The following is a 10,133-nucleotide window of genomic DNA, read 5'->3' on the forward strand; positions in this document are numbered from 1 at the left end:
GGTCCGACCCGATGCATTCTGGGTCGAACACGGCAAAGGGAGGGGCCGCCCCGTTCGGGTGGCCCCTGCCCCTCCCTTCGTCTGAGTTCGCCGCGGTGGTCAGCCGAACGTGCCGCCTTCTTTCGCCAGGCGGATCAGCAGCGGCGCCGGCTGCCAGCCGTCGGGATTGTCGGCGATCAACTCCGCAAGCACCCGGTCGAGACCGACCTGGTCGGCGTAATACATGGGGCCTCCCAGGTGCCGGGGGAAGCCGTAGCCGGAGACGTAGACCACGTCGATGTCGGACGCTCGCTGGGCGATGCCTTCGTCGAGGATTCGGGCGCCCTCGTCGACCAGTGCGAACACCAGGCGTTCGGCGATCTGCCGATCGCTGGGACGTTCCTCTGCGGCGATGCCGGGGCGGAAACGCGAGAGCATCTCCTCCACGACGGGGCTCGGGACCGGGTTTCGCCCTCCGTTCGGGTAGTCGTACCAGCCGGCGCCAGTCTTCTGGCCGAAACGTCCCATCTCGCAAAGGGTGTCGGAGATGGTGTCGTGCGGAATGTCGGGCTTCTCGGCGTATCGGCGTTTGCGGACGGCCCAGCCGACGTCGTTGCCGGCGAGATCGCTCACGCGGTAGGGGCCCATGGCGAATCCGAAGGATTCGATAGCGTTGTCGATGTCCTGCGGCGACAGGCCCGATCGGAGGAGCCGTCCCGCGGCGTCGCGGTAACTCTGGAGCATCCGGTTGCCGATGAAGCCGTCGCAGACCCCGGACACGACGGCGGTCTTGCCGAGGCGGCGGGCGGTGGTCATCGCGGTCGCGAGTACGTCGGGTGCGGTTCGGGCTCCGCGGACCACCTCGAGGAGCTTCATGACGTGAGCGGGGCTGAAGAAGTGCAACCCGACGACGTCCTGGGGGCGTTCGGTGACGTCCGCGAGTTCGTCCACGTCGAGGGTCGAGGTGTTGGTCGCGAGAATCGCTCCCGGCTTCATCACGGCATCGAGGCGGGAGAACACGCTTCGTTTGACGTCCCAACTCTCGAAGACGGCCTCGACGACGAGGTCGGCATTCGCGCCGTCGTGCAGGTCGATGCTGGTGCGCAAGCGGAGCAGTCGCGTCTCCTTCTCGCTCGAGCTCAGCGCTCCCTTGTGCACGCGGGAGTCGAAGATTGCGGCGATCGTCCGGCGACCACGTTCGAGTGCGTCCCGCGTGGTGTCGATCAGGGTGACGGGCAAGCCGGCGTCGAGGAAGTTCACGGCAATGCCGCAGCCCATGGTGCCGGCCCCGATGACGACAACCGCCTCGATCGGGCGGGTGATCGTGTCCGCAGGCAGGTCCGGGATCTTGCGTGCCTGGCGCTCGGCGAAGAAAACGTGACGGAGCCCAGCCGACTGTGTGCCGCCGACCAGTCGCAGGAATGTGGCGCGCTCTTCGGCGATGGCCTCGTCGAACGGTGTGGTTGCCGAACGAGCGATCAGGTCCAGCGCCGCAATCGGCGCCTCGAGTCCTCGATGCTTGGCGCGCAGCGTCGCGCGCATCTCGGTGAGCTGATTGTCCCCGATCCGGTCGTCGGGGGTGAGATCGCGCAGGCGAGGTAAGGGACGAGCGTCGGCAATCCGGGTCGCGACCTGCACGGCATATACGACGATGTCACCTTCGTACACGCCTTCGAACAGTCGCTGCCCGGGGATGTTGGCGAGCTCTTCGGCTGCCGTCGACTTTCCGGTTGTGATGAGGTCGGTGGCTGCGGCCATGCCGATGGCGCGTGGAAGCCGTTGCGTGCCTCCGGAACCGGGAACGAATCCGAGTTTCACCTCCGGCAGGGCGAGGGTGCTCGACGGTGTGGCGATCCGGTAATGCGTCGCCAGAGCCAGCTCGAGGCCTCCGCCGAAACACGTGCCGTCGACAGCGGCGACGATCGGCTTGGTAGACGCATCTATTTCGCCGATGATCGCGGCCAGCGTGGGTGCGGCCGTCGAACGGGGGGTTCCGAATTCGGTGATGTCGGCCCCGGCTGAAAAGCATCCTTTTCGTCCGGTCACCACCACGGCCCGGATGGCCTCCGACGCCAGTGCCTGCCGCAGTTCGCGCAGAAAGGCGGTGCGGACCGCGTGTCCGAGGCCGTTGACAGGAGGATGATCGATGGTGACGACGGCGACGTTGCCGTCGACACGAGAAGTCACAGGCATGGGTGTTCCTTCATTCGCGGAGCGGGCTGGTATTGAGCGATCGCGCGGACAGTCTCGGGATGGGCGAACAGGTCGGCGAAGACGTCGACGCTGGCGTCGATGCCCTCCTGGAGGCTCTGGTTCAGCCACGTCTCGAACAGTCCCTTCTGCGCGGCCATCACCTGCGGGGTGTACGAACCGAGTTGCTTCGCAAGTGCCAGCGCGGTCTCGCGCAGCTCACTGATGTCCACGATGCGGTTCGCGATCCCGGTGTGGGCGAAGTCCGCCAGCGGATACATGTCGCCGGTCAGGATGACCTCCTTGGCCTTGGACAGGCCCACGTACTGGTGCAGCAGCGCAGCATCGACCACGGACGGAATACCGAGCTTGACCTCGGGCAAGCCGAACTGCACATCGGGATGCGCCACTCGCAGATCACACGCGAGGGCCATTTCGAAGGCCGCACCGATGCAATAGCCGTTGACCAGCGCCACGGTGGGCACCGGGGACAGCCGGATGGCCCCGACGCAGTCACGTACCCGCGAGATGCTGTCGCGGGCACTCTGCGGTGTGGCGTCGGCGAAGGTTTTGACGTGCATCCCCGCCGAGAAGGCGCGGTCGCCTGTGCCGGAGAGGATGATGGCCCGCACGTCCGGACCGGCCGACCGGACGCCGTCGGCGATCACGTCCAGGTCTTCTACCTGTAGTGCGTTACGGATCTCCGGTCGATCGAGGGTGATCCACCGGATTCCGCCCTCGTCGCGAATCAGGGGTAGTCCCATGACATGCTCACTTTCTTTCATAAGGATTGTGTAGCGAAAAGGAAACTCGGGGAGTGATTTTCGCCTTAGACGCCGGGCGTGGCCGTCAGGCTCGGAAGACGGTCGGCAATGGTGCGCTCGGCTTCCCCGGCGATGCGCTGCACCAGATCGGCGACGGCGGGGATGTCGTCGATGAGGCCCTGCACCATGCCGACCGTCCAGATGCCGCGCTCCGGGTCACCGAGCTCATAAGCCTCGCGACCGCGGGTACCGGCGACCCGTTCACGCACGTCCTCGAACGTTCCGCCCGCGGCGAGGATTTCGACGACCTCGCGGCTGACGTGGTTGCTGGTTACCCGAGAGGTGTTACGCAGCGGTCGGAAGATCAGTTCGGTGTCCCGCTCGGTCGCGGCCACGATGCGGTCCTTGATGTTGCGGTGGATCGGCGACTCGACGGTGCACATGAAGCGGGTGCCCATCGAGATGCCGTCGGCCCCCAAGGCAAGCGCGGCCACCAGTCCTTGGCCGGTGGCGAAACCGCCGGACGCGAGCATCGGGACGGTGATGGAGCGTGCGGCCCGGGCGATCAGCACGAGCCCCGGAATGTCGTCCTCGCCGGGGTGGCCGGCGCACTCGAATCCGTCGATGCTGACACCGTCGACACCGCTCGCTTGGGCCTTGATCGCGTGCCGCACACTCGTGCACTTGTGCAGGACCTTGACCCCTCCCGCTCGGAAGGCGGGCAGGTGCGGCGACGGGTCTCGGCCTGCGGTCTCCACGACCGGCACACCGGACTCGATGATCGCCTGGCGATATTCCGCGTAAGGCGGCGGGTTGATCGCCGGCAACATGGTGAGATTGACCCCGAAGGGTTTGTCGGTCATATCCCGGCACCGCGCGAGCTCTTTCACGAGGGCTTCCGGTGTCGGCTGGGTCAGGGCAGACAGGAAACCGAGCGCGCCGGCATTGGCGACCGCAGCGACGAGCTCGGCGCGAGCAACCCACTGCATGCCACCCTGGGCAATCGGATACTGGATCCCGAAGGCTTCGGTGAATCGAGTACGCAGCATCATTCGTCTCTCTCTCAGGCGACCCGCATCGGGGCACCGGGTGCGACAGCACCGTTGGACGTCGCCAGCCGGTGCGGGGACATCCGAGTCCATCACTCAGCCTGAGATGACTACAAAGATCTAGCAGTGCACGGTTTCATCGCCGTTTCCTATACCCGCTGTTCCGCCCGTCGGCCGGGCATAAAGTGTGCCCTATGAGATCCCCTCGGTCGGTTGCTGGCGCCGCAATTCTTCATGCCCCGGTGGTGCTGCCGTGACCGAGCTGAGCTTGAGTGAGGTGGATCTGCGGTTGATCGAGTACTTCGTGGCGGTGGCCGACCACGGTACGGTGACCCGCGCCGCGCAGAGCCTGTACGTCGCACAGCCGTCGTTGTCCCAGGCCATCCGAACCCTCGAACGCAGACTCGGGGTCACCCTCTTCGAACGGTCGGGGCGGGGATTGACTCTCACCGCCGACGGGACATTGTTCCTCGCACCTGCCCGGCAGATCCTGTCTGACGTGCAACTCGCCGTCGACCAGGTGGCGGCGGTGCGCGACGTGGCCGGCGGCCGGCTCAAACTGGCAGCACTGTCGAGTCTGGCGATCGACCCTCTCGCGGGATTGCTGAGCCGTTTCCACGCGCAGTTTCCGGACGTGGTGCTCGATGTCGCCGATGCGGACAGCTTCGCCGATGTCGTCGAGTCTGTTCGAGAGGGACGGACCGAGCTCGGTTTGACGGAACTGAGCGAACCCACGCCCTCGCTGCACACCAGGTTCGTCCAGGAGCAGGAAATCGCCCTGGTTCTTCCGCCGGAGCTCGCCGCGACCGTTCCCGATCCCGTGCCGACGTCCGCGGCCGCCGATCTGCCGGTGGTGGTGGAATTGTCGACGACGTTCGGCCGGGCCTTCATCGACTCCACCCTGGCCGGCACGCTTCGAAACGTCGTGGTGGAGTGCGCTCACCGCCAGGCGTTGTGGGAACTGGTGCGCGCCGGTGTGGGTGCGACCGTACTCCCCCGGCGATTCGCCGAGACCGAGCTCGAAGGCGTGGTCGTCAGATCCTTCTCCCCACCGATCACCCGGCCGATCGGGTGGGTGGTCCGGCCGGGTCCGTTGTCTCCGGCCGCGGAGGCGTTCCTCGAAACGTCGGCCTCATGAAAACTCTCTGCCGCGAACTGTCTCGACGAAGACACGTCCGGCGGCAGACAACCGAGCCGTGTCGTAGACGAGGCCGACCGGGCTGCTCACCCGCGGTTCGATCGATCGCACCGTCGCCCCCCGCCGCTGCGCCACTTCCGCCAACGGTCGGTCGAGGAACGCGGCGCCCAATCCGGCGAGCACATAGCTGAGCCGCGCTTCGCGGTGTTCCAACACCGCCGATACGCGCAGTTCTCGCCCAGCCCGGTGTACCTCGCTTTCGATCTCGCGTGCTCGGGGAGTTCCCTTCGGCACCACCACGAACGGGATATCGGGTATGTCGGCCAGCATGAGCGGGTCCTCACCCGGAGGGCCCATTTCCGGTGGGAAGGTCAACCACCATTCTTGCTCGCCGATCTCGACCTCGACCAATCCTGTTCCGACCGCAACGGGCAAGTGACAGATCGCGATCTCGCAGTGGCCCTCACGAATGAGGACCGGCGCGGAGGCCTCGTCACGAAGCTCACTGATCCGGAACACCACGCCTGGCACCTCACGCCGAACCGCCGCCACGATCTCCGCCAGTGTGCCGGCGGACATCGTTGATGCCACCGCCAGATCGAGTCGGCCGCGGGCGCGACCGATGTCGTCGGACAACGCACTCCCGGCCACGATGAGGTCCCGCATCACCCGACGTGCCGGGCCGATGAGTGCATGGCCGGCCGAGGACAGCACCATCCCTCGGCCGATCCGGTGGAACAGTTGCACGCCGAGTTCCCGTTCGGTCAACCGGATTGCCTGGGAGATCGTCGGCTGCGCGAGGTTGAGAGCGGTAGCCGCCGCGTTGATCCCCCCATGGTCGACCACTGCAAGGAAGTACTCGAACTGGTATCGCTCCACAAGATCCGCCTTCCGCCCGGTTTCCACGCCCGGCCTCCTACCAGCGTAGAAGGATGACCAGCCGGTATAGGCGCTGACTCTCAGTTGTATCACCGCCCGGTCCTGTTCCGGGTGGCGCGGCCATGGTTGCTTGGAATCAGAGCGGCATTGCCGAACGTCCGATTCAGATCATGACCTGATCAGTGCAACGTCCGCTCGGCAACACACGTGGAACCGGCCTCTCGGAGTGGCCGGTTGATTCCGCCGAACCGTCCTAGCAGGAGAGCACCCATGGACTTCTCGTTGACCGACGAGCAGAAAGCAATTCGGGAGACCACTCGCGCCTTCATCGACAAGGAGGTGCGACCCCTCGAGCAGGAGGTGCTGTTGCGTGAGCGCCAGCACCGCGTCGGCCTCGAGCCGAGCGAACTGCGCGAATTGCAGCTCAAAGCCAAGAAGTTCGGATTCTGGGGTATCGCCTCCCCCGACGAATACGGTGGCATGAACCTCCCCGCGGTCACCCAGTCCCTCATCTGGACCGAGATCGGGAAGACCTTCATTCCGTTCCGCTTCGGCGGCGATGCCGACATCCTGTTGCGCCACACCAACGAGGAACAGGCGAAGGAATATCTCTTCCCGTCGATCGAAGGCGAGCGCATCTCGTGCTTCGCCATCACCGAACCTGGTGCCGGTTCGGACGCCGCCAACATCAGGACCTCCGCGAGCAAAGTCGACGACGACTGGGTCATCAACGGCGAAAAGACGTTCATCACCAACGGAAACGAAGCGGACTTCGCCATTGTCATCGCGGTCACCGATCGTGAGAAGGGCGCCCGGCACGGCTCTACAGCCTTCCTCGTCGACCGGGACATGGGATGGAAGTCCGAATTCATCGCGACCATGGGGGAGGGCGGCCCCGCCTCGCTCATCTTCGACAACGTCCGCGTACCCCACCGTAACGTTCTCGGCGAGGTCGGACAGGGCTTCGATCTTGCGATGGAATGGATCGGCCGGGGCCGGTACACCATTCCATCACAGGCAGTCGGCAGCGCTGAGCGTGCTCTCCAGATGGCCATCGACCACGCAAACACCCGCGAGACATTCGGTCGCAAGATCGGCACCAACCAGGCCATCCAATGGATGATCGCCGATTCCGAGGTCGAACTGGAAGCGGCACGTTTGCTGGTGCTGCGCGCCGCGTGGATCATCGACCAGCAACGCAACCCCCGCCACGCCTCCTCGATCGCCAAGCTGTACGGCGCCGGCATGGTCAACCGCGTCATCGACCGCGTCCTGCAGATCCACGGCGGCATGGGGTACACCCGCGAACTCCCACTCGAGCGCTGGTACCGGTCGGTCCGTGTCTTCCGAATCCTCGAGGGATCCGACGAGATTCAGCGACTGATCATCTCGCGAGACCTGCTCCGGGGCTACACCAAGCTCGGCGCCGAGCTGGCCTGAGCGCCGAATCGGCCCAACGGACCACGAACCGATGCCGAAGGACTGATAACACGGGCCGCCCAAGCGCCCCACCGACCCCGTTCACGGACAAAGGATGCCCGAAATCATGACCACCACCAGAAGCCTCAGCCCGAACACCACGGGCACCGGCTCACCCAAGCAAGCATGGACGATGACCCTCATGCTTGTCGCGCTGTACATGCTCAACTGGGCCGACAAGGCAGTTCTCGGCATCGTGGCGCAGCCACTGAAGGACGAATTCGGCTTCACCGCTGCGCAGATCGGACTGGCAGGCAGCCTGTTCTACTTGACGTTCAGTCTCGGCGGATTTCTGGCCGGGCCCCTGAACCGCTGGATGGGGCTGCGGTGGGCATTGGTCGTCATGGCGGTGGTGTGGGCCGCCTCGATGTTGCCGATGGTGTTTGCCGCGAGCTTCGCAGTGCTGATCGCCAGTCGGTGCCTGCTCGGTCTCGGTGAGGGACCCAACTCGGCACTGGCGAACACCGCAGCATTCTCCTGGTTCCCCGAGGAGAAGCGGGGCCTACCAGCGGCGGCCATCACCTCCGGCGGGTCGATCGCCAAGATTGCCTTCGCCCCGATCCTCGCAGTCGTCACCTCCACGTTCGGCTGGCGCGCCGCCTTCATCACGCTGGCGATCGCCGCCCTGATCTGGGTTCCGATCTGGATGGCGCTCTGGCGGCCCGGCCCATACGGCGCCGACCACCGCACGAAGGGCGCCACCGGCACAGAACCGGTCACCCGGGCGGCGAACCGGGCGTCACTGCGACGGGCGATGCTGACCCCCACCTTCATCGGCGGGTTCTTCGCCGCCACCGCGATGTATGCCATTGCGGCGATGGTGATCACCTGGCTGCCCTCATACCTCGAAGTGGGACTGGGCTACAGCCGCGTCACCGCCGGATCCCTGCTGGCAGTTCCCAGCATCGCGGCGTTCGTCTGCCTGCTGTCCGTCTCCGCGCTGACCGATCGCGCGGTCAGCCGCGGAGCGAACGTACGACTGATGCGCGCGGTGATCCCCGCCATCGGACTCGTCATCTGCGGCCTGTCGCTCATCGCTGTGCCCTACATCGGCTCCGCCGTCCTGGTCGTCGTACTCATCTCGATCGGCTACGGCCTGGGTATGGGCATCCTCCCCCAGCTCAATGCCGTCATGTCACTGATCTTTCCCCGGCACCAGGTCGCCGGTGGCCTCGGAATCTTCCTGGCCCTCACCTCGTTCGGCCCGCTCGTCGCACCCTACGTCTCCGGACTGATCATCGACGGCGCCACACACCCCGCCGACGGCTATGCCACCGCATTCCAGGCGATCGGCGGCGTCGCGGTGGCCGGTGCAATCATCGCCCTGCTCGCCGTCAACCCGATCCGAGACCGAGCACACGCCGACAAGTGAGCACAGGGCACCGGAATCCGTGTTACCCGCACGGATTCCGGTCCCGCATCCCATTTTCTGACAGGAGAATCCATGCGTGAAGCCGCCATCATCTCGACCGCTCGGACACCACTGACGAAGTCTCATCGTGGCGAGTTCAACAACACCGCCGGCCCCACCCTCGCCTCGTTCGCAGTGCAGGAGGCAGTCCGCCGCTCCGGCATCGATCCCGACCTGGTCGAGGACCTCATCCTCGGATGCGCGTACCCCGAGGGCACCCAGGGACGTAACATCGCCCGGCAGACCGCGATCCGATCCGTTTTGCCCACCAGCGTCGGTGGCGCAACCGTCAACCGCTTCTGCGCGTCCGGACTCCAGGCGATCGCGAGCGCGGCGGGACGCATCGTGGTCGACGGCGCCCCCGCCATGATCGCCGGGGGCGTCGAGAACATCTCGACCGGACCCAGCCGCAGCCAGCTCCCCCTCGACCACCCCGAACTCGATCCGTGGATCGCCGAGCACAAGCCCGCGATGTACATGACGATGCTGGAAACAGCCGACATCGTCGCACAACGATACGGGATCAGCCGCGAGGACCAGGACGAGTTCGCAGCCGAAAGCCAACGCCGCACCGCCGCGGCACAGAAAGCGCAACGCTTCGACGACGAAATCGTCCCCTGCACCACCGTCATGACCGTCACCGACAAACAGACGAACGACGTCACACGAGAAGAGGTCACCGTCACCGCCGACACCTGTAACCGCCCGGACACGGCCGTCGCGCGACTGGCAACCCTCACCCCTGTCCGCGGGACCGGTCAGTTCGTCACCGCGGGGAATTCCTCCCAACTCTCCGACGGCGCGTCCGCGTGCGTCATGGTCGAGGTCAAGGACGCCGAGCAGCTCGGTGTGCAGCCGCTCGGCATCTTCCGGGGTATGGCGATCGCCGGGTGCGAGCCCGACGAGATGGGCATCGGCCCGGTGCACGCAGTTCCGAAACTACTTGCCCGGCACAGACTCACCGTCGACGACATCGACCTGTGGGAACTCAACGAAGCGTTCGCATCCCAAGCGATCTACTGTCAGCGCCGCCTCGGCATCCCGTCCGAGCGACTCAACGTCAACGGCGGCGCCATCTCGGTGGGCCACCCCTTCGGAATGACCGGATCCCGCCTCGCCGGTCACGTACTGCTCGAAGGACGTCGACGTAAAGCCCGGTACGCCGTCGTGACCATGTGCGTCGGCGGCGGAATGGGCGCCGCGGGCCTGTTCGAGATCTGCAACTAGCGCACCCGAACAGCGGC

At 65.8% G+C, this 10,133-nt stretch carries 8 protein-coding genes; 4 read left to right on the top strand and 4 right to left on the bottom strand.

Annotated elements, in window-relative coordinates; all coding sequences use genetic code 11:
- Positions 1 to 99 precede the first annotated feature (99 nt).
- The 3 genes from ACFTZB_RS37790 to ACFTZB_RS37800 all read right to left on the bottom strand — a co-directional run bounded on the left by ACFTZB_RS37790 (position 100) and on the right by ACFTZB_RS37800 (position 3,982).
- The gene (locus ACFTZB_RS37790; RefSeq protein ID WP_378439846.1) at positions 100 to 2,172 is read right to left on the bottom strand and encodes a 3-hydroxyacyl-CoA dehydrogenase NAD-binding domain-containing protein; all 2,073 of its coding nucleotides are present in this window, start codon (positions 2,170 to 2,172) and stop codon (positions 100 to 102) included.
- A complete protein-coding gene (locus tag ACFTZB_RS37795) occupies positions 2,163 to 2,933 on the bottom strand; it encodes an enoyl-CoA hydratase/isomerase family protein (protein ID WP_378439847.1) in 771 nt (256 codons plus the stop codon). Before ACFTZB_RS37795 ends, ACFTZB_RS37790 begins: the two co-directional genes overlap by 10 nt.
- Positions 2,934 to 2,998: 65 nt before the next feature.
- Entirely contained in the window at positions 2,999 to 3,982 is a 984-nt protein-coding gene (locus ACFTZB_RS37800) for an NAD(P)H-dependent flavin oxidoreductase (RefSeq protein WP_378439858.1), read from the bottom strand.
- A gap of 253 nt (positions 3,983 to 4,235) precedes the next feature.
- Here ACFTZB_RS37800 and ACFTZB_RS37805 point away from each other — a divergent pair, with 253 nt between their 5' ends.
- The gene (locus tag ACFTZB_RS37805) at positions 4,236 to 5,120 is read left to right on the top strand and encodes a LysR family transcriptional regulator (RefSeq protein WP_378439849.1); all 885 of its coding nucleotides are present in this window, start codon (positions 4,236 to 4,238) and stop codon (positions 5,118 to 5,120) included.
- Here the strand turns inward: ACFTZB_RS37805 and ACFTZB_RS37810 are convergent.
- Positions 5,115 to 6,026, bottom strand: coding sequence for a LysR family transcriptional regulator (locus ACFTZB_RS37810; RefSeq protein WP_378439851.1), 912 nt, complete (start codon positions 6,024 to 6,026; stop codon positions 5,115 to 5,117). The two genes, ACFTZB_RS37805 and ACFTZB_RS37810, sit on opposite strands and share 6 nt — an antisense overlap.
- Positions 6,027 to 6,269: 243 nt before the next feature.
- Between ACFTZB_RS37810 and ACFTZB_RS37815 the strand changes: the two genes are divergently transcribed.
- The 3 genes from ACFTZB_RS37815 to ACFTZB_RS37825 all read left to right on the top strand — a co-directional run bounded on the left by ACFTZB_RS37815 (position 6,270) and on the right by ACFTZB_RS37825 (position 10,116).
- Entirely contained in the window at positions 6,270 to 7,439 is a 1,170-nt protein-coding gene (locus tag ACFTZB_RS37815) for an acyl-CoA dehydrogenase family protein (protein ID WP_378439853.1), read from the top strand.
- A 106-nt stretch (positions 7,440 to 7,545) separates the two neighbouring features.
- The gene (locus ACFTZB_RS37820) at positions 7,546 to 8,850 is read left to right on the top strand and encodes an MFS transporter (protein WP_378439855.1); all 1,305 of its coding nucleotides are present in this window, start codon (positions 7,546 to 7,548) and stop codon (positions 8,848 to 8,850) included.
- 72 nt (positions 8,851 to 8,922) lie between these two features.
- Positions 8,923 to 10,116: an acetyl-CoA C-acyltransferase gene (locus tag ACFTZB_RS37825; protein WP_378439856.1), complete on the top strand. Its 1,194-nt coding sequence runs from the start codon at positions 8,923 to 8,925 to the stop codon at positions 10,114 to 10,116.
- The last annotated feature ends 17 nt before the right edge of the window (positions 10,117 to 10,133 follow it).

Origin of the sequence: Rhodococcus sp. NPDC057014 (assembly GCF_042673295.1) — a bacterium.
Taxonomy (GTDB): domain Bacteria; phylum Actinomycetota; class Actinomycetes; order Mycobacteriales; family Mycobacteriaceae; genus Rhodococcus_F.